The 20,527-nt window shown below is 40.6% G+C and carries 18 protein-coding genes and 1 riboswitch; of the genes, 3 read left to right on the top strand and 15 right to left on the bottom strand.

All coding sequences use genetic code 11. The annotated features are described in order from the left end of the window. Positions 1 to 111: 111 nt before the first annotated feature. Both H9631_RS06785 and H9631_RS06780 read left to right on the top strand, forming a co-directional pair. Positions 112 to 2,811 (top strand): tetratricopeptide repeat protein, encoded by a 2,700-nt coding sequence (locus tag H9631_RS06785; protein ID WP_191811226.1) that lies wholly within the window; start codon positions 112 to 114, stop codon positions 2,809 to 2,811. 48 nt (positions 2,812 to 2,859) lie between these two features. Then, complete coding sequence (locus H9631_RS06780) at positions 2,860 to 3,654, top strand: SDR family NAD(P)-dependent oxidoreductase (protein ID WP_191811224.1); 795 nt, start codon at positions 2,860 to 2,862, stop codon at positions 3,652 to 3,654. A 204-nt stretch (positions 3,655 to 3,858) separates the two neighbouring features. On the opposite strand, the gene H9631_RS06775 is transcribed toward H9631_RS06780, so the two are convergent. The 4 genes from H9631_RS06775 to H9631_RS06760 form a co-directional block, all read right to left on the bottom strand. After that, on the bottom strand, positions 3,859 to 4,776 hold the full coding sequence (locus H9631_RS06775) for a DMT family transporter (protein ID WP_191811223.1): 918 nt from the start codon (positions 4,774 to 4,776) through the stop codon (positions 3,859 to 3,861). A 79-nt stretch (positions 4,777 to 4,855) separates the two neighbouring features. Continuing rightward, entirely contained in the window at positions 4,856 to 5,317 is a 462-nt protein-coding gene (locus H9631_RS06770; protein ID WP_191811221.1) for a DUF2935 domain-containing protein, read from the bottom strand. A gap of 86 nt (positions 5,318 to 5,403) precedes the next feature. Next, positions 5,404 to 6,726, bottom strand: coding sequence for a flavin monoamine oxidase family protein (locus tag H9631_RS06765; protein WP_191811219.1), 1,323 nt, complete (start codon positions 6,724 to 6,726; stop codon positions 5,404 to 5,406). 322 nt (positions 6,727 to 7,048) lie between these two features. After that, positions 7,049 to 7,729 carry a M23 family metallopeptidase gene (locus tag H9631_RS06760; RefSeq protein WP_191811217.1) on the bottom strand — a complete coding sequence of 227 codons (681 nt, stop codon included), beginning with the start codon at positions 7,727 to 7,729 and terminating at the stop codon, positions 7,049 to 7,051. 216 nt (positions 7,730 to 7,945) lie between these two features. On the opposite strand from H9631_RS06760, the gene H9631_RS06755 reads away from it, so the two are divergent. Then, entirely contained in the window at positions 7,946 to 9,337 is a 1,392-nt protein-coding gene (locus H9631_RS06755; RefSeq protein WP_225220905.1) for an NAD-dependent succinate-semialdehyde dehydrogenase, read from the top strand. Positions 9,338 to 9,811: 474 nt separating this feature from the next. Here the strand turns inward: H9631_RS06755 and H9631_RS06750 are convergent, their stop codons facing one another. The 11 genes from H9631_RS06750 to efeB form a co-directional block, all read right to left on the bottom strand. After that, complete coding sequence (locus H9631_RS06750) at positions 9,812 to 10,264, bottom strand: OsmC family protein (RefSeq protein WP_191811215.1); 453 nt, start codon at positions 10,262 to 10,264, stop codon at positions 9,812 to 9,814. Positions 10,265 to 10,290: 26 nt separating this feature from the next. Further along, positions 10,291 to 11,022: a CoA-transferase subunit beta gene (locus H9631_RS06745; RefSeq protein ID WP_191811213.1), complete on the bottom strand. Its 732-nt coding sequence runs from the start codon at positions 11,020 to 11,022 to the stop codon at positions 10,291 to 10,293. Then, positions 11,015 to 11,800 (bottom strand): CoA transferase subunit A, encoded by a 786-nt coding sequence (locus tag H9631_RS06740; RefSeq protein ID WP_191811211.1) that lies wholly within the window; start codon positions 11,798 to 11,800, stop codon positions 11,015 to 11,017. The genes H9631_RS06745 and H9631_RS06740 overlap by 8 nt, the downstream gene beginning before the upstream one ends. Positions 11,801 to 11,815: 15 nt before the next feature. Beyond that, a complete protein-coding gene (locus tag H9631_RS06735) occupies positions 11,816 to 12,574 on the bottom strand; it encodes a CoA-transferase subunit beta (RefSeq protein WP_191811210.1) in 759 nt (252 codons plus the stop codon). A gap of 2 nt (positions 12,575 to 12,576) precedes the next feature. Then, entirely contained in the window at positions 12,577 to 13,602 is a 1,026-nt protein-coding gene (locus H9631_RS06730; protein WP_191811207.1) for a CoA transferase subunit A, read from the bottom strand. A 26-nt stretch (positions 13,603 to 13,628) separates the two neighbouring features. Further along, positions 13,629 to 14,282: a methionine ABC transporter permease gene (locus H9631_RS06725; protein WP_191811205.1), complete on the bottom strand. Its 654-nt coding sequence runs from the start codon at positions 14,280 to 14,282 to the stop codon at positions 13,629 to 13,631. Further along, positions 14,272 to 15,273 carry a methionine ABC transporter ATP-binding protein gene (locus H9631_RS06720; protein WP_191811204.1) on the bottom strand — a complete coding sequence of 334 codons (1,002 nt, stop codon included), beginning with the start codon at positions 15,271 to 15,273 and terminating at the stop codon, positions 14,272 to 14,274. Before H9631_RS06720 ends, H9631_RS06725 begins: the two co-directional genes overlap by 11 nt. Beyond that, entirely contained in the window at positions 15,270 to 16,103 is an 834-nt protein-coding gene (locus tag H9631_RS06715) for a MetQ/NlpA family ABC transporter substrate-binding protein (protein ID WP_191811201.1), read from the bottom strand. Before H9631_RS06715 ends, H9631_RS06720 begins: the two co-directional genes overlap by 4 nt. A gap of 370 nt (positions 16,104 to 16,473) precedes the next feature. After that, positions 16,474 to 16,623, bottom strand: coding sequence for a YezD family protein (locus H9631_RS06710; protein ID WP_191811200.1), 150 nt, complete (start codon positions 16,621 to 16,623; stop codon positions 16,474 to 16,476). Between the two features lie 97 nt (positions 16,624 to 16,720). After that, a riboswitch (SAM riboswitch) is annotated at positions 16,721 to 16,839 on the bottom strand. Between the two features lie 665 nt (positions 16,840 to 17,504). Continuing rightward, positions 17,505 to 19,241, bottom strand: coding sequence for an FTR1 family iron permease (locus tag H9631_RS22690; protein ID WP_191811198.1), 1,737 nt, complete (start codon positions 19,239 to 19,241; stop codon positions 17,505 to 17,507). A 13-nt stretch (positions 19,242 to 19,254) separates the two neighbouring features. Continuing rightward, positions 19,255 to 20,523 carry an iron uptake transporter deferrochelatase/peroxidase subunit gene (gene efeB / locus H9631_RS06700; RefSeq protein WP_191811197.1) on the bottom strand — a complete coding sequence of 423 codons (1,269 nt, stop codon included), beginning with the start codon at positions 20,521 to 20,523 and terminating at the stop codon, positions 19,255 to 19,257. Between the last annotated feature and the right edge of the window lie 4 nt (positions 20,524 to 20,527).

Below are 20,527 nucleotides of genomic sequence, written 5' to 3'. Positions count from 1 at the left end.
TAGATCCACATTTATCATAAAATATTAACCTTACTCCCATCTTACAGAATTGAGTAAATAGAATTAATATGCTATTATATTCGAAAATTCAAATAAAAAAGGGTGAGGATATTGGACCAGATTTCCGCTAAGCTTTTCCCGGATAAGCACTTGATTCCAAGAAAACGATTGTTTTCTCTACTTTTAACACGCCCCTCCAAACAGATTGTTATGCTTACAGCTGGAGCCGGATATGGAAAAACGTCCTTGCTTAAATCCTTTTTTCATCAATATCCTGACCTCTTAGGCCATTGGATCACCCTTACGAAGCCTATACTTACCTTTGACCAGCTGATGGTTTTGCTGCCGCCCTATCAAAATAAGAAACCTTCTTGGGTCGTAATTGACCAGACCGAACTAATTCAATTGAATTTAAACGAAACTATAAAGATGGTCTCTTGGATTGAAAATCTTCCTCATATGATGACAATAGTATTATCCGGAAGAAAAAAACCAGAAGGCTTCCCTACCAGCCGATGGAAGATACAAGGTACTGGGATTATAATCAACAAAGAAATGCTTGCTTTTACTGAAACAGAGACCAAACTGATGTTAAAGGAATATCTTCATGCAAACATACCAGATAATTTCATTCATTATATTTTTTCTTTATTTGATGGATGGCCCGCTGGCCTTGCATTATTCTGCAATGAAACTCCTCATTTGGACTTCAACTATCATTTTAAATGTTATGTAGATTCATTTTACAAAAACAAAGATCTTGTCCAATATCTGTCTACTGAAATTGTTAATAAGTTGCCGGATCACCTTTTTGATTTTATTTTGAACACTTCCCTTTTTTGTAAACTAGAGAAAGAGATTCTACAGGAATATTTAACAGATACACCCGTTTCCGATTATTTAAACGAATTGGAGCACATACCATTATTTTTTTCCGTGCATGAAGCAGAATTGAAGCTTACTCGACTGTTCCGAAAGTTTTTTTATGAGCTGGCACAGAATAAACTGGGTTCAGAAACAATCAGAGAGCGCCATCGTGAAATCGCACTTTTTTATAGAAAGAAATTCAGATTTATTGAAGCTTTATCGCATGCCTTAGCAGCTAACGAAGATCAACTCGTAATAGAGTTTATCGAAGATATGACGGAACGTTATGAGCCGAGAGAATTTCTTTTGATACTGGATGGATGGCTGGAACAATTCTCTCCAGCACTTCATTTATACAGGCTAAGCTTTTTCTTATTCAGATGTCTGCCAGTAAGTTTAAGCACTTCGCTGTTGGAGCATTTGGAAAATATCGCAGTGTATTATAAAGAAAAGGATTTAGTGGCTTATACAGATGTTTGCCATAGATTGGCAACTATAAATTTTTATCAAGGGGATTTAAATAAAGCTATACATTATTATAAAACAAGTCTCGAAATAGCAGTGAGTACCGACAATGAACCAATGATTGCCCTTAATTCAAGCTTACTCGCCCAAATGTACCGCTTTACTAGAAAAAACGAAAAATCAATCAGACTTTCACGCCAAGCTCTTGCGATTGCTGAACAACGTGGATTTAAACAGGTTCAAATGCATGCACTCTGGAATATAGCTGAACTTTTGCTGGATAAAGGAAATCTTGATGTGGCCAGAAGGTTGGCTGAACAATCATTGGAAGTATCGCGAGAATGTGATGAGGCATCGATTATTTATCCCATGTGTACGATAAGTCGATATTTCAGAAAAAGCGGAGACATAAAAAAAGCGCTTGATTGGGCTGGCCAAGCTCTCGAATATGTCCGTCTTTTTAATATTGCCGGGGATATGGGATGGGCTAAAGCTGAGATGTCCAAGTGTCTAAGAGCCGGAGGACAATTAAAAGAAGCACAACAAATGTTAGAAGAGTCCAATCAAAGTTTTAACGGGTTTCAATATATGTCTTGTCTTGTTCAAAAAAGGCTGATGTCCATTTTGTATGAACAACAAAAATATGATGATGCAAGACGGCTTGATAAAAAATTAAGAGACATGATCCGAAAATCAGGATATACATGGATAAAGGGATATGAAATTGTAGAGATTGATAAGCCTCCGTTATTAAAAATACAACTATTAGGCCCCCTTTCAATTTTTATCAATGGAGAGAAAAAACATATTAAACGAAAAGCAAGCCTAAGATTATTACTGCTCCTTGCATCAAGCGGTAAAAGAAGGTGGTCCTCGGATGAACTCATTGGATTATTGTTTCCTGATGAAACTGAAGAAGCTGCGGCAAATCAACTATACGTTGCCCTATCAGTTTTAAGAAAATTTTTAGAACCAGATCTAATTAAAGGCCGAAGCTCAACATTCATTGCTTACGATGGATCTCATTATTTTTTTAAATTTGATGAAGCAGATATAGATCTTGAACGACTTTATTATTTATTAGACAAATCATATAGCCCACATGTTTTTTCAGAAACACTCTCAGTATATAAAGGGGAGTTACTAGAGGAATATTTATATGAAGAATGGCTTATAGATAAACGCGAAGAAGTTCGATATCAATATCTCTCCACACTTGATAAATGGCTTGCAGATTGTGAGCAAAACAATAAGCTGCGGGATGCTGCTAAAATTCTGGAAACGATGATTAAGCTGGATTCATATGAAGAAAAATATTACGTGAGGTATATTAAGATATTAAAAGACATTGGTGAAGTACGAAAAGCCCAGACAATTGCTGATAAAGCCATTGAAGTTTTGAAAAATGAGGTGGGTATTGATATAAGCAATACTATATATACTCTCCTAAAAGACGTGTATATAGTAAGGTCACAGTAAGACTCTCAACCTACAATGTAAGCGTTAGCAAAAAGGAGGAGAGGTCGTATGAAAAAGTTAGATGGGCAAACAGCGATTGTAACTGGTGCAGGAAGCGGTATTGGTAAAGCAATTTCTAAAAAGTTAAGCAATGAAGGAGCCTATGTGTGGGCAACAGATGTACAAGAAGGTGGAGGAAAAAAAACGGTTCAAGAAATTCATGAATCTGGCGGTAAAGCCGATTTTCTACAATTGGATGTTCGGGATGCGGACCAGGTTATTTCCACAATGGATCTTATTTATAAAAGCTCTGGAAGAATTGATATTCTAGTTAATAACGCAGGTATATCCGGAAACCCTGCACCAGTGGATTTGATAAGTAATGAAGAGTGGAAGAATTTGCTTGATATTCATGTCAATGGATCGTTTTATTGTTTAAAAGCTTCTGCAAAGTACATGAAAATGCAAAACTATGGGCGCATCATCAATATGTCATCGTTAGCTTCTGAAACATCTCTGCAAGGATTTGCTCATTATGCCGCTGCAAAATATGCCCTCCTGGGTCTTACAGAGACAAGTGCAAAGGATCTCGCTTCCTATAATATTACTGTTAACGCTTTAAAACCAGGTATTATTCGTTCAACATTGACAGACGGCATTTTGGCTATGGCAGAAGAAAGGATTGCAACTTCAACACCTCTCGGAAAAATAGGATCTCCTGAAGATGTTGCAGAAGCTGCATGTTTTCTTGCTTCTCCTGACAGCCACTTCCTTACAGGAATATCGATTATCGTTGATGGTGGGTTCCGATTAGTCAATGAGATGGATAAAGTTATGACCGAAATGATGGCCTCTACAAACTAATATATATTTGAAAACACTCAATACGAACCGCACCCTAATCATCAGATAAATCTCATAATTAGAGTGCGGTTTTTATAGCTCTGCTGTGACCTTAGAACCTAAGTGGCTCACCTCCGTTGTAAGCTAAGGACTAGCTAGATGCAGATCAGAAATCACAAATCATATTATCCCTACAAACATAAAAAAGCCAAATACTCGACTCTCTCACGAACACTTATTTTCTTTTACATCAACTTTTTCACCTATTGGCTGCCTGATAGGACGGGTTGTAAAAATAACACCGCATATAACGACTAACGCTCCAACCATCTGTATCACTGAAATAGATTCCCCTAGCAAAAGATAAGCGCCTGCCATTGTGGCGACGGGAAGAAAATTCAAAAATACAGAAGCTCTGGACGGACCAAGCAGTTCTACTCCACGGTTATATAAGATCAATGCAATAACAGAAGGAAAGGCCCCCAAATATAGTAGACCCACAATATTTGATCCGGTTAACGACGGAACTCCAATAAAATACCATTCTATTAATACCGCAGGGAACAAGACAAGCACCGAGATTCCCGTCATAACCAATACGGCCCCATATTGGGGAAAGAGATGCATATATTGTTTCACGACAATAGAATAGATGGCCCACATTAAAATAGCGCCTGCCATAATGCCGTCACCCAGATTCCAACCGCTACCCGCCAATTGCAAAACTTTCCCATCCATGATGACCCAAACCGCTCCGGCCAAGGACAGAAAAATACCTGCCCATTGAACACCGCCAAGCCTTTCTTTTAATAAAAATGCGCTCAACAGAACTGTTGCCACTGGAATGACTGCTTCAAGAACCGAAACTTTGGCAGTCGTCGTAAATTGCAGGGCGCCGTATAAAAACACATTAAAAAAGCAAATACCAGTGAAGGTCATAACTAAAAAAGGCTTTTTATATTCTTTAAAAATGGAACGCTGAGTCCAGGCACTCCGAATTCCAATCGGCAGCAAAAGCAAGAATGCTATTAATAACCGGAAGAACGACATTGTCAACGGTGGCAATTCATTGATTGCCTTACCGACAAGAATATTCCCAGCGTAAAAAATCACTACGAAAATCATGATAATGTATGCATACATTATGAAACTCTCCTTTTAGACTGACAGTCTCCTCCCTTACTTTATCATAGAAAAAAAGAGCCTTCTAATGAAGAAGCCCTTAGCTTTTCTGGTAGTGATGCCCTGCCATACTTTGAAAGTTTTGGGACAGAAGTGCTCTGGCGATACCAATAAAATATTCAGATTCACGAATGATATGAACAAGGACTACCTTCGCGGTCTGATTCTCACTGACAACCTTGCTTTCATCTTTTATCTGTCTGCATAGCTCGATAAAGCGTTCACTTTCTTCAAGGCAAAAGGAGATAAGCTGCATCACTTGCTGATAAAGAGAGTAAGGAACATAATAATTGGATCGAATGACGGTTTCAATGAAACTAACCACCTGTTGGTGAGTCTTTGATAAGGCTTTCTCCCACTCATGCAAGGCATCAACAAATTCTTTTTCCAGTCCAGTGACCAATTCCCTGATGACAACTGTATGTTCCTCTTCCTGGTGTTTCCAGAATTCGGCCTCATCCAAAATCCGTAATGGCATTTGATGGCCATAATAAAATTGCATGTCCGTCCTCCCCATTTTCAATCTATTCCAATATATGGGGAAGAGGACAAGTTTATTCTAAAGAGATTTTCAAACTATTGCTGAACTCAATATAAAGGCTGTTTATGATCACCCAAATACTGATGAACGTTTCTGCTTGTGACAATGGCATTTTCAATGGCTCCGTCAATGAAGCCTGCCCACCCACTTGCATAAGTTGTTCCGGATAAAAACACTCCTTGCTCTGGACGTTTCATTTCTTCAATATAATTCGTAAATTGGTGAGGTTTTAGCATCGGCCATGTTTCCAGCGCCATCTCATCTGCTGCCCAATCATGGCCTGTGCTTTCAATGACTTCTAAATCAGTACGCCAATGCCGTAACGCCTCTTCCACTAATTTTGGATCGTTTGGATTTAATTGGCTGGCATCAGAACCAAATCCGACAATTATACTGTCTTTTTCTATATAATTATCCAAATGAACGGAGTTCAATGGATAGCCTGTTGGAGCATAGGAAACAAAAGGTTCTATCCTTCCTTTAATGCGTGCCCATACTTTAATCCCTTTCGCCACCTGTTTTTCTCTGATAAAAGCCTGCTTGACAGATGACAGTGCCGGCTGAAATTCAATTTTATCCAGAGTAGACATCGGCACTGTAACAATCACTGCCTTCGCTTTGAAAGATTCTCCATCTCGGGTTCTTACGTGAACAAAGTCACCACTAGATTGAATGTTCTCCACAACAGAACTCAATTTTATTTCTGCTTTGACATCAGCAGCTATTGCATCAATCAACGACTTCGTCCCTGTTTTAATTTTATACCTTGCTACTGTGTCTGCAAAAACATAGCGGCTGCCACCCGAAAAAGCCCACCAGCGGAATATCTGCGTAATGGCTCCTTCTTTTGGATCCCCATTGAAGTCAATGGCAAGCAGACTGTTTAAAAAGTCCTGCTGTTCTTCGGTGAATGAAAAGCTGTCTAAGAAGTCATAAACAGATTTCTCGTCCATCTCTGTAAAAGAGGGAATATGTAACGGATTAAACGGCTGTGGAAGATATTCATACGCTTTATGCAGTAACTGCTCAAAGCTATTTTTTACAATTGAATTCAGTTCTGTCGGAGTTCCTTTATGTAATTGTCCTCCTGTAATCCAATAGGCTTCCTTAGCACCCGGAGCCTCGCAAATTTCCAGACCATAACGCGTCATTTCTGCCCACGTATGCGGATGATACCAATGTACATAAGTACCGCCCATTTCAAGGTCAGCCCCCAGCCTATGATCCGTCCATGTCCGGCCACCTAGTCTGTCTCTGCCCTCAAGCAACAAAACATTGCGTCCCAGCATACTAAGCTCCCTTGCAGCTATTAATCCTGCAAAACCTCCGCCCACAATGATAACATCATGTAATTGATTTTGTTCACTCATCCTGAAAACCCCCATCTCCAATAAAGAAAGCCTTTTCAACCATTGTAATACATGCTCAAAAAAGTCTAGGCAGTTAGTTTAATGCAGCGGAATATTTGAGCAAAAACAAGCTAATCGAGCATCCTCTTCTAGAAAAATGTCAAAGTATTATCATTAGTTTAATATATAATTCAATTTTTGTAAGCTATAAATAAGCCCTCCTCTGAGCTTAGAGCTATACATTGCGCTTCATTTTATCAGAGAATGGGACCCATCCTTCCGTAAAACCAAGCAGGATTGTCCTCCAAATTTCTAACTGATGATCGAAAATGCTGTGGCTATCTTAATTAATTTTTGCTCCGGTTCCGGAAGCAGCATAAATATTTACTTTGCCAAAATGGGCAGTTTGGATAGTGTAAACATCATTTTGAGGATTACCAATAATTTCATATTCCAGTCCACCGAACTTTTTAGGATTCAAGAATCCGACTTCATTTCCTTTCACTGGTCTTTTGTTTGTTGGGTAAATCCGCCATGAAGAAGATGTTTTTGGTAAAATTAATTTTTGCAATCCCCTACTCCTATTTTGATGATAGGTTTGTAAATATTGGATCGGTGCCAAAGTAGATTGCTCACGATTTACAGTCCAGCCGTAGCTTGGGGATGATTTTTTTCGGATTTCATAATGTAAATGAGAACCCGTCACCTTTCCAGTCGCTCCCTGATAACCTATAATCTGGTTTTTTTTTACAAATGTTCCTATTATTGCTTTTGTTTTGGAGAGATGGGCATAGAGGTGAGCACAACCATTCAGATCTTTGATTACTACCACCTTTCCGTATCCTCCTAACCCAGTGCCTATTCGTCCGATACCTGAAAACAAAACGGTTCCATCAGCAAAAGCTAAAATAGGTGCACGATCCGCCTTTACAAGGTCAACCCCTGAATGGAATTCCCTTCCACCCCCGACTGGATCTATCCTCCATCCATAGGAAGATGATACTCGATAGCCCTCAAAAACCATTTTTCCGACTCCTTTCTTTCCATGTAGGCTTGCTCATTCACGTTATATATTTTTATTCTGTTAAAAGTTACCCTTTCAAAACTTTGTGAGTGGTAGTTTTGAGACTTTGTGTTAAAATAATAGAAGGTTTACGTACCTCTAATTTTCAACATTTAAAATAGGAACTTCCTGTTACAAAATGTCTGGAAAAAATTTTTACATAAAGGAGTTTTGATCATGGCAGAAACATTTCAAGTAAAAAACCCGGCTACTGGTGAAGTCATCCAAGAAGTTAACATCGATACAGCCGAGGAAGTAAATACAAAGCTCGAAAAAGGCCACAAAGCTTTTGAAAAATGGTCTCAAGTAAATGCTCACAAAAGATCTGAATTGCTTTTTAAATGGGCAGATAAAATCAAAGAAAATAAAGAAAGCATTGCAGAAGTCATGACGAAAGAGAACGGAAAGCCTCTTCATGAATCATTAGGTGAAGTGGACTACGCAGTAAGCTATGTTCTTTGGTATGCTGAAGAAGCTAAACGCATTTATGGACGTACAGTCCCTGCTTCAGCCGAATCAAAAAGAATCATGGTTACAAAACAGCCAATCGGTCTTGTTGCGGCGATTACTCCATGGAACTTCCCTGCAGCGATGATGACAAGAAAAGCAGCTCCCGCACTTGCAGCTGGCTGTACTTTTATCGTAAAACCTGCAGTTGAAACACCATTGACAACAATCCGTTTGATTGAACTTGCACACGAAGCAGGAATCCCTGAAGACGCTGTTCAAGTTGTTAACGGAAGCGGACGCATGATGGGTGAATTATTCACAAGCAGCAGACACGTAAGAAAAATCACATTCACTGGTTCCACTCCAGTTGGAAAATCATTAATCAGAGACTCTGCAAACAACGTACAACACGTAACGATGGAACTTGGCGGACATGCTCCATTGATTATTGCAGAAGATGCGGATCTTGATTTAGCTGTCGAGCAAACAATGCTCACTAAATTCAGAAATGCTGGCCAAACTTGTGTATGTGCGAACCGCCTGCTTGTTCACGAGAGCATCGCCGACCAATTCGCTGATAAATTTGCAGAGCGTGCAAAACAGCTTAAAGTCGGAAACGGCTTAGACGCAGGTACTGATGTAGGCCCAGTCATCAACAAAAAAGGATACGAAAAAATTGCTTTCCAAATCAACGATGCGGTTGAAAAAGGTGCAGAAGTACTAGCAGGAAACCAATTTGATGTTGACGACGAAAAGGGATCCTATTTCGTATACCCAACTGTCCTTAAGAATGTGACACACGACATGGACATTATGCAGGAAGAAACATTTGGACCTGTAGCTCCAATCGTTCCATTCTCAACATTGGAAGAAGCAGTAGAGATTGCAAACAACACTCCATACGGACTTGCAGCTTACTTCTTCACAAATGACTACAAAACAGGAACATACCTTCATGAAAACCTCAACTTCGGTATCATTGGCTGGAATGATGGTGCACCATCTGCAGCTCACGTACCATTTGGTGGTATGAAAGAGAGCGGACTTGGACGCGAAGGCGGCATTGAAGGTATCGAGCCATATTTGGAAACAAAATACGTCTCTATTGGCGGTCTATAAGAAAAAGTGGAAGAATAACTTTTATTCACATAAGAAAGGGTGTCTGGAAAAATCAGTGAAAACTGACTTTCCAAGACACCCTCTTCTTTTTCGCTATTATTGCTCTCCTAGTTCAGACATTAGCTCCGAAAGTAATCTGCGCATTCACTATTGCACTTCCATGTAGAAGACTATCTAAAAAATCCCCACTGTCCAACTTAGCGGAAATACTGTCCGGGTAAGAGAGGATACTATCCGAAAAAACAAAATACTTACAAAAAAAGTTAAATACAATCTACATAAGAAAAATACTGGGATGCCATCCAAAAATGGAATACTTTCCTTTATCTTGGAGGTTGGTTCCTATAGTGACTGTTTTTTCGGAAATCATATGAGATGGGTATTTATTAGTGACCATTTTTAATGGACAGCAAAAGACGGGCACTAAGCCCGTCTTAACATCTGCTTACCATTTCTAGGAGCAGTCCCTTTTCCTTATGCTTTTACCCATTCCCCTTCAACCTTCACACCTGCATCTGCTAAAAGGTTTAAAACTGGGCATCTTCTTTCTACTTCGTTTTTTAATGCTTCTATTCTTTCCTCACTTTCCTCTGTATGGATGACTACATTAAATTCGACTGATTGGAAATGAGGCGAAACCCCTTCTACACCTTGGAGCCCTCGCAAATCCAATGTTCCTTCGTTCTTAAATTCAATATCTGTATAAGTAAACTTCAATTCCTTAGAAATAAATGCAATCATAATAGAAGCGCAACTTGAAAGACTCGCCAAAACCAGTTCAACTGGATTCGGCCCCTCATCTGTTCCCCCGAGTGTTTTCGGTTCATCAACGATAATAGGTTTGAAATCCCTAATTTTGATGGAAGTTTGTAATCCTTGTTTCCATTTTCCGCTTGTTTCTACCTTCATTAATTGAGCTGTTGCCATCTTTACCCCTCACTCCATCCTTTTATTTACTTGAATTCGCTGTAGCGAGTACCTTCTTGATCAATCGACTCCAACAATTGCAATTCCTCTTCTGTGATTGGAGGAAACTCTTTGAACTCCTCATGCTTTTCAACCACAAATCCTGTGTTTTCGGTAATCTCCTCAACTGAGCTGTTGGGGAACACAGAATAAAGACGTAAACGCTGATCTTCTTCAGAACGTTTAAAAATCCCAAGCGGGGTAATGACATATTCTGTATTTCCCGCTGCCGTGATCACATCCAGCTTTTCTACAAAGCTTCGCTTGTCATGGTTCGTTTTCCACAAAATTCCTCTTTTTACGGTAGGAAGCAACGCAGCACTTCCAGCACCACCCGGCAATCGGACCTTCGGTTTATCAAAAGGACCGATCGCACTCAAATTTAAACGGCCGTAGCCATCTATTTGCGCCCCACTCAAAAAGGCAACATCAAGTGCACCGCGTGCAGATAAATCAAAAATATCGGATAGAGGAAAGTCTGAAACAGATCCTTCCCTTAAAACTGGATCTGCACTTGAGTAACTGGAAAAAGAACTTGGTTCCGCATCAACACCACCAGGTATACTTAAATAGACCGCTTTTTTTGCATGAAGCTTTTTCGCCAATTGAACAGCTACAGCTGGCATAGGAGAAGCAACTCCATGAAAAACCCGTTCTCCATCCTGAATAAGGCGAGCCATTGAAACAGTGATATAATCAGCTGCTTGTAAGTTAGGCATGAATCTCAGCCTCCTTTACTTTTTCCAAATAACTGTTCGGCTCCTTCAAGTAGTCAATTACTGCTTCCTTATCAATGGAGTAGGATGGGGCACAACTTCCCGGTGCAGCCCCCTGCTCAGCCAGTACAACACTTTCTACAAGGAAACCCGGCACCTGTGGTCTGACAGTCCAGCTATCCGAAGAAATGATTTTTTCAGCAGTAACGATCACTTTTTCAGCTGCTCTTACCATAATCAAATCTTCAAATATTGCCCCTTCAATGTAGGCATTGCCTTTTTCATCAGCCATGTTGACATGAATCACAGTGTAATCCGGACGAAGAGCAGGAACAACAGCAGTCTTTTTCCCTGTAAAAGGACAATCAACATATTTAATCTGTCCGGTCAATTCAGGCAGCTCACTCCCCTGGAAACCGTTAATCGGCTGAAAAGGTACGCCGTAGATACTCGCACGCAAGCCGGCAATTACACTCGCACACGCATGTTCATGAGCAATAATTTCTTGGTTTTGTACGCCTTTTCTATAGCTTTGAGCCAAACCAAACATCTCAAAGCCAATATAACCACCATAAACAGAATCAAGTAATTTTGCAGTTGCCAGCATATCAACGTCCAATGCACCGGCTGTTTTAATAACAGATAAATTTTTCTTTCCTTGACGAATCAGTTCTGTTACAAAAGCGATAGGAGAACGATGAAGCGCATTTCCGCCAAGTGCGAGCAATGCTCCGTTTGAAACCGCGGAAGCTGCTTCCGACAGACTTATTTGTTTTGACATAACCATTCCTCCTTTTTATGCGATAACAACACCATCTGGATCTAATGAATGCAAGGTTTTTAATTCTTCCTCCGTAGGTTCCTCAATATATGTCCAATCTTCGGCAATCCCAATAGGGAAGCTGCTATTCGCTTGAACATCTTCCAATGTGTAACCTTTAAACAGGTGTAACAGTGTCAACTTCCTTGTTTCATCGTCGAAACCATACACTCCGATTTGAGTAATGACACGGTATGGCCCTGTATTTGCAGGTAGTCCCGCTTCAGCTCGGCCATTAGGTCCATCCAAGTAACCAGGACTTGTTAAAAAGTCGAGCTTCTCAACAAATTTCCTCTTGTCCTGGCCCATGATGATAATTGTTCGTTCGCATAAGGAAGCAATATCTGCTCCTCCGCCTGAACCTGGGAGCCTTACCTTCGGTTTCTCCCAGTCACCAATAACAGTCGTATTCAGGTTCCCATACTGATCAATCTGGGCTCCTCCCAGAAACCCGTATTGAATCCAGCCCGCTTGTGCCAAACTCATAACATAATCCATTGAACCGACTGTTACACCATTCTCATACGTCAATGATTCACTTACTTGAATTGGAAGCCGACCTGTCGGTCTACCTCCAACACCACCGCCTTCATAAACGAGCAATAAACCTGGTGCATGTGTATTCAAAGCGAGGACAGAAGCCAAGAGCGGCATTCCCGTACCAACATAAACCGCTGCATCTTTAGGTAAAAGTCTGGATGCTGTGATAATCATTTTCTCTGTATCGTTTGCCATGCTTACCCTCTCCTTTTCGCTACTTTCGGATATGGGGCCAATTTCTTTTCAATTCTTTCCAGTTGCCTTAATACGCGAACCCCGCCGATTTTTTCTAAGTATTTGTAATGATCTTTGATCCCGTGCACATACTCCTCCAAATATTCTTCTACGCCCTCTTCGCTTATAGAAGCATCGAGCCAGATTTGCCAATGATCCTCGTCAAAGGAATAAAGGCTTGGCACTTGGTTTGGATGAGAACCGTACGGCACTTCCACAACTGCATCAACCACAAAATAAGGAATTTTTGTTAAATCCGGACGACCTGAAAGTACTTCGTCATGGACAATTTCTTCTGCGGTTACCAATACAAACTTAGCTGCATGGGCCAGCTCTATATCTTCTGCGATGTTTCCGTCAATTTGGCAGTTGCCGTATTTATCTGCGCGATGGACATGAATAACAGCCACATCTGGATAGCAGGCAGGAAGCAGTTCAACCGGTTCGTTTGTGAAAGGATCGATAATTGTTTTTGATCCGCTGTAATGCAGCGTATCTGTTCCCAGCGAAGATCTCGTCGGGTAAAAAGATAGTCCCTTCATAGCCGCAGTAAAACGCCATTGGAATCCTGCATTGGTTGTTTCCGACAATACTTTTAAACGGCCTGATTCAACCGCTCTTCTAGTCGGAAGAGATAGCCCACGAACTTCATCGGCAAAACCGTATGAGACTTCTGCTTTCGTGATATTACCTGCGGCGGCAAGCAACTGCCAATCATGCTGAGAACCTTTTGTTCCAATCGTAAGGTTTCCAATTTTTTGACGGATGATTTCATGGACAGCCGCAATTGGATTACGCACTGATCCCATTCCGCCAAAAACGATATAATCCCCTTCTTTTACTCCGCGGGAAACCGCTTCTTCTAATGTAGTTCTTTTATCTTTCTTTGCAAAAGTTTTGTTATTTTTCCGATATTCTCTTATATTATCAGGGTGCTCCCATCCATAAAGCTTGGATGAGACTTCTTCTTTTACAATCGTTTGAGCCATTTGCTTTCCTCCTCAATAAGTAAGTCCTATCTTTTATCCACAGCTCTTGCCGCGCGATCACCAATAAATTGAATTACCTGTACAAGTACAACCAGGATAATAACTGTTGCAATCATAACGTCATTTTGGAATCGATAGTACCCGAAGCGTATCGCCAAGTCTCCAATTCCTCCGCCTCCAACAATTCCTGCCATTGCTGAGTAACTTAAAAGACTGATGACCGTTACCGTCAATCCTGCAATCATTCCAGATTTTGCTTCTGGTAACAGAACCTCTTTAATGATCAGCCATGGGGAAGCACCGCATGATTCAGCTGCTTCAATTACTCCCTTGTCAATCTCCCGCAAAGATGTCTCAACGAGCCTAGCGTAGAAAGGAATAGCTGCTACTGTCAGTGAAACACTCGCCGCTGCAGGTCCCATTGTTGTTCCCAAAATCAATTTTGTAAATGGGATCAGAACAACAAGCAAGATAATGAAAGGGATGGAACGGATAATATTAATAATGGTTCCTGCCACATTTTGCATGAAGCGATTTTGCCAAAACATCCCTTCACTGGTGACAAAGAGGGCTATGCCTAAAGGAACCCCAATAATAATGGCAAAGGCCACCGCAATGCCCATCATCCAAGAAGTTTCCACAAAAGCTTTTCCAAACTCATTGATCATTTCAGGCAACATCGGCAAGCACCTCCAATCGACTCGTTTGCTTCGTAATATAATCAATTGCCTTTTCGACATCAGCACGTGCACCAATCAACTCAATAATGAGTGTTCCCAACGCGCGATCCTGAATATAGGAAATCTGTCCGTGAAGAATATTGGCATTCACATTAAATTGTTTCAAGGTTTCGGAAATTACTGCCTCTTCAGCCGAATCTCCCTGAAAAACAATTTGAACGATCGAACCTTTTCTTCCCGAAAGAAGTCTTTCAGGCAGCTCCAAAGAGTGAACCGTTTGGACGAATTGTTTGGATAGCTCGGTTTTTGGGTTAGCAAAAATATCATATATATCGCCTATCTCAACCACTTTCCCGTCTTCCATGACTGCCACCCGATGGCAAATGTCCTGTACGACTTCCATTTCATGAGTAATCAGGACAATGGTAATGCCTAATGTCTCATTAATCTTCTTCAACAAATGTAAAATTGATTTTGTTGTCGTTGGGTCCAGAGCCGAAGTTGCTTCATCACAAAGGAGCACTTTTGGGTCATTGGCCAAGGCTCTAGCGATACCAACTCGTTGTTTCTGTCCCCCAGATAGTTGGGATGGATAATGCCTACTCCGGTCTGATAGTCCAACCATTTCTAATAACTCCGGAACCTTCTTTTTAATTTCTTCTTTCGTTTTCCCTGCCGCTTTCAAAGAGAAGGCCACATTATCAAAAACCGTTTTAGAGCTAATTAAATGAAAGTGCTGGAAAATCATTCCGATCTTTTGGCGCTCTTTCCTGACTTTACTATCGGAAAGTGCCGTTAAATCTTTTCCATCAATCAAAATTTTGCCTTCTGTTGGCCTTTCTAATAAGTTTAAGCACCTAAGCAGCGTACTTTTTCCAGCGCCACTGTAACCAATGATGCCAAAGACCTCTCCCTGCCGGATCGTCAAACTCACATCATCCACAGCCGCTACATTTTTGTAGCGCTTGGTGACCCGTTGAATATCGATCATTTATTGCCCTCCTTCTCTACTTGATATGGAGGTTTCACATATCCTTTTGCATTTTTATTTGTGTACTCTAAAAATTCATCAGACTTATAAGCTTTTTCCAGGGCTTTCGCAAAAGGTTTTTCCTCATTCTCTTTTTTCACAGTCACATAAATCAAATAATCTTCTGGCGTTTTCTCAATTTCTACCGCTTCATCCAATTTCAATCCAGAAGCCAGTGCGTAGTTCCCGTTAATGAATGCAAAATCTGTATCTCCCAAAGAACGAGGTGTTTGTGCAGGATCAATCGGTTTTACTTTTAAATTGAGCTTGTTTTTCACAATATCTTTTTCTGAAACAATAGTAGGGTCCGCATTCTCATCTACTTCAATCAAACCAAAGGACACGAGCATGTTCAGTGATCTGGCTAGGTTAGTCGGGTCATTTGGCATAGCAATCGTTGATCCCTCTTTTATATCATCCAAAGACTTATATTTTTCGGAATAAAGTGCAATTGGAGCGGTTGGAACTGCATATGACGCCACCAAATCCATATTGTGGTCTTTATTAAATTGCTTTAAGTAGATGCTGTTTTGATACAAGTTGGCGTCAATCTCGCCTTCATTCAGAGATATATTCGGTTGGATATAATCATTGAATTCAACAATTTTCACTTTATACCCATCTTTTTCAAGTATTGGAATGATTCCATCTTTTAATTGATCACTATATGGTCCGGCAGTTGCTCCAATGACGATTTCTTTCTTTTCCTCGCTGGTAGCTGAATCGCTGCCGCAAGCTCCTAAAACGAATAAGCTAAAAAGTAAAGTAATATAAAATAATGTTTTTTTCATTTTCATTCTCCTCTGGTTCACTGTATGTCTTTTCAATACTCAGATGATAGACTTTCTATCTTTAAAACCATCATGTTGTTTATTCTCTGAGTGATGCCATATTGTACTAACTCTCTGTTTTCTAATTGCATGGAGAGCAACAATCATTACTTGATTTTTCACATATGAATACTCAGAAATAAAGCTATTTTGATCGTGCAACCAAATTTACTTCCGTAAACTTGGCCCATTCAACTAGTTGTTTGTTCCCACTCTCCTTTAATCTTTTTAGTCTGTTCACAAATATGTTTGTAAACAGAAGCCATTGAAATCAAGGAGGCCTCCGGTCGTCCAGTCAGCCTCCTGATCTAGTATTCGTTATACATCTGTATCATGCTGGGAATCTCTTCTTTTCAATTCGGTTGATTTGAACGATTTTCCCTTCATGTACTGTAATCTGCAATTCACCAAAGCGTAGATTATTAAGTAATTCCTCAATCACTTTCAGCTTCTCATTGTCTGCTTTTTCCTTGACGCTCATTCCCTTCATCTCCTTTGAAGTGTTTTCCGATAAACAAGAAAAAGACCCCCTAATAATAAGAGGTCTCTGCTTTTTGATAGTAGAAATCAAGCTTCGCCTCTTATCTATCAGATTTGTAAAAAATCTGCTGGAATTGGCACCGTTTGAATATAAAAAATATATTCAATGGTTGCCGAGGCTTCACTGGGCCAGTCCCTCCACCTCTCTACATAAGAGCTATAAAATATGAATTTGTAAATGTAAAACCTATTTTATTCTGTATGGAATGAATTGTCAACCATATTTTCATGATTCCTCAAATTAGAATGATGAACTTTAATGTCATCAGCGGTTATCATCAAAATATCTCATTAAATTTTCAGCAATATCTCCTGCGATTGGAATCTTGATACGGCCTTTTTTAAAGCACACCCCATAACGCGAAGGTGATCAAAGAAATAAGTCCTTTCAATAGCCAGCCACAAACGGAACATATCCCCCCATCCCAATCATTGACTGCGTTGCATTGAGTAAGAAAAGCGTAAGGCAAAACTTAGTCGACAATCCTTTAATTGATTTAATTGAAATAAAGGAAAACGAAGTGCGAAAGTGCTTGCTTATCGGCGACCAAGCATAAGACGAACGCTGAAGAAAGCGTAGTTTCGCCTCTGCAGCGATTTTAGTCGATGGACTCACAGCCAGACAACACGCCGCCTCAAGCTGCTGCCACATCCTGAGCATTGACAGGCTCAAAACGCGACGTCCTGTCGGCTTCGCTTGCACTAGCACGTCCTGTCCGTCGAAGCTAGACATTGAAAAACTTAATTCGAACTAAATATTTCATTCTGATTTTATTTTATTCTGTAAAAAAGGCACACCATATTCGGTTCACCTTCTATGAGCTAGGAAGCAGGAACCTGCTTGCCCATCTTATGAACTTTTACGGAAGCGATCAAGATAATAAGCAGAAGGAGAATCTGTGGGATAATCACTTCCAAAGAAGGATAAAATCCGATAAAATTTATCGCTGGCAATGAGTTAACCTGCGTTGTTCTTATATGGTCGGTTAATTGAAGAGCATGTATGCTCACTCCCAGTATTTTAAAGGCCAAAAAGTAAATCAAAATGGTTGCTGCCTTAAAAAATGGGCCAAGCGCAATTCTGGCACTATATTTAATCAATAAAAACCCAAAAACAGTAAGTATAGCAGCAGCTATGCCAATCCCTGCAGCCAATTCACCTGTGTTAATCGATGGAGCCATTCCCATATAGAAAATGATTGTTTCTGCCCCTTCACGGAAAATGGCTAGGAAGCTGATAAAAGACATGGAGATAATGCTTCCAGTAGAAAGCGCTGCACCCATTTGCTTTTCAATGAAGCGATTCCAGGCTTGAATGTTGGACTTCTGATGAAGCCAAATACCGACACCGATCATCATGATAACTGCGAGGATACCGGTAATACCTTCAATTACTTCCCTATTTGCACCTTGCGTTGCGGCTGTAAACATGACATTAATTAAAAGGGCGGCACATGCACTCAAAGCGACCCCAAGCAGGGCACCAATCCAAATCCACTTTTGATATTGGCGTGCATTTGCTTTTCTTAAAAAGGCAATCAAAGCAGCGACAATCAAAAGGGCTTCTAAGCCTTCTCGAAGGAGAATTAATGCTGCGTCCCAGATCGTGTAATGGCTCTTTTCCTGAAGCTGAAGAATCGCCTGCTTGTAGGAATTAATTTTATTTTGTTGTTCTTTAAAATCAACTTTCGAGGAAGACAGTTTCCCAGCTATAACAGGGATATCGCTTTCCAGCTTTGTGTAAAGCCCGCCGTTTCTTGTACGGACTTCCCCTTCAACAGACGGCCAAACGCTCAAAAATTCCTGTAAGGATGATACGGCCTGCCCAGCTTCTTTCTCTTCTATGGACTTATCCGCTTTTTCAAGCAGGTCAATTAATGTCTGCAAGGAATACCCTTCATCCTTTGCTTTCATTTCCTTTCCTGCAGCAAGTTCAGAAAATGCCTCTGAGATCGTACTGACCATTTCCCGCATTTGTCCAAAATCTTTTTCTTCCTGTGTTAAGGCAATTCGCAATAGTCCCATCTGCGTTTCAATTTTTCCATAATAAGCAATGCTCTGCTCACGAATAATGCTCTCTTTTTTATTCCATTTCGATAAAAGCTTTTTATATTCAGCACCTGCTTTTTCAGCATCTTCGTTCTCGACTGCATTTTGCAAGTCAGTCATGATGGGAGTAAATACAGTTTTGATTTCTTCCCGCTGTGCTTCCACATCAACAGGGTTTTGTTCTTTTTCCAATGCAACGAGAGCATGTGATAAATCAGATAAAGCTGTCAGCGCCGCTTCCTTATCTTTCTTCTCTACAGCCTCATCCATATTTTTTATCGCTTTATCCACTTCTCTTACTGTTTTACTGTCTGAAGGGGCCGCTTGCTCCCACTCTGCATTCATCTGGCTGGTAAGCTCTTTTGTATGATCCCATTCGTCAGCTTTTGTTTTCATCATGGTATCCCCGATTAAAATAAATAGCTGGCTGTAGCTTTCCTTGGCAGACACAAGCTGGATAGGAGAAAGAATCAAGATGATAAAACTAAAAAACACAATGACCTTTTTCACGATTAACCTCCCTCTATCCGAACAATTCCGCTCCAAGATAGCTTCCTTTTTTCACACCGGGGAAACAAGCAAACAGCGCACTTCCACGGTGTGTGATATATTCGTTTAATTTATCCATTCTGCCGAAGCTATTTTGAATATTAATGAACTGCCGCGGGTCTTTCTGAAAAGAAATAAACAGTAATCCAGCATCAAAAGCACCTGTTTTACGGTCAATCCCATCAGAATAGGAAAAAGAACGCCTTAATATGCGATCCTTTACTTGTTTGGCCAAGTAGACATGAGAGTCTACAGGAACGACCGGTTGATCATTTTCCTTCCGTTCCAGCCCCATATCATCCATTTCATTTTCTTTACCTAGTGGTGCCCCGCTGTCCCTATGCCGGCCAAAGGTAGCTTCCTGCTCACTAAGTGCCGTCCGATCCCATGTTTCCAGATGCATTTGGATTCGTCTGACTGCCATATAAGTACCGCCAGAAAGCCATTTGGATTCATCTGACTGTACCCAGACATACTGATTCATCTCTTTAGCATCATCCACATTAGGATTACCTGTACCATCTTTAAAAGCAAAAAGATTTCGAGGTGTCTGGATTTTCTTGCCTTTCCTTTCATATGAATTGAAACCAGTTTGCGACCAATGCATCGTCACTTTGCCACGTGCCGTGCGAACAAGGTTTCTAACAGCGTGGAAAGCGACTTGTGGATCATCCGCACAGGCTTGAATACATATATCTCCGCCGACATATGCGGGATTCAGCTGATCCTTTGGAAAATGCGGCAAATCTTTGAGCACATTTGGTTTCATGTGCTGCAGTCTAAGCTCTTTTTTCTCAAAAAGACTTGGTCCCACTCCAAAGGTCAATGTAAGATGAGAAGCATCAAGACCTGTTGCCTCACCAGTATCAGATGGCGGCATAAGTGTGTTTGAACTATATGGTTCAACAAGCCTCCCATTCATCAACTCCACACTTTGATCCGTCCAAACCTTGAACAGCTGTTTCAATTCAGCTTTCGATTTCGCCGTACAATTAAGAGCTACAAAATAGACATGTTTAGGATCTTTCGTCAAAATGCCAGATTGATGTTTCCCATAAAAGTTGACCTTTTTTGCGGCTGACACATCATCATCAACGAATGAACTCTCGCCCAAAGCTGTCAAAACCTGCGGAAGGCCAGATGCACTGATCATGACACCTGCTCCGCCGATCCCAGCGATTTTCAGCATATCTCGGCGAGAGATTTCTTTTTGAAAAAAGGAATTCTCTTCCCGCTTACTCATTTTC

It is taken from the genome of Bacillus norwichensis (assembly GCF_014836955.1).
Classification (GTDB): domain Bacteria; phylum Bacillota; class Bacilli; order Bacillales; family Bacillaceae_C; genus Siminovitchia; species Siminovitchia norwichensis.
This window is presented reverse-complemented; position numbering and strand designations above follow the sequence as displayed.